The organism is Bacillus sp. SIMBA_074 (genome assembly GCF_046534555.1).
Classification (GTDB): Bacteria; Bacillota; Bacilli; order Bacillales; family Bacillaceae_G; genus Bacillus_A; species Bacillus_A mycoides.
In genome coordinates this window covers 1-235 of sequence record NZ_JAWRYM010001244.1, presented here as the reverse complement: position 1 = coordinate 235, position 235 = coordinate 1, and the positions used below count along the sequence as shown (strand labels likewise).

Annotated in this window: 1 protein-coding gene; it reads right to left on the bottom strand. The window is 43.8% G+C overall.

Annotated features, from left to right (window positions below):
• Window positions 1–235, bottom strand: a 235-nt coding sequence (locus tag SB773_RS34700) for a calcium-binding protein (RefSeq protein WP_410595101.1), incomplete at both ends; no start/stop codon positions are given.

Below are 235 nucleotides of genomic sequence, written 5' to 3'. Positions count from 1 at the left end.
CGCCGGTTTCAAACTCAAAGCTTTCAACCAAGTGGTCACCACCGAGGAAGAAGTTGGTTAACGTAACGCTATTGTCGTTACTGCCGTTTACTTTCAGTATTAAGTCATTACCGCTTTTAGTTAACCCTGAGCCCACCTGGTTAAAGGTAATGCCGTTACTGAAAATAACTTTATCAGTGCCGCCAAGCTCGGTAATCACATCCAGGCCGGAATGATAGATATAACTATCGTTACC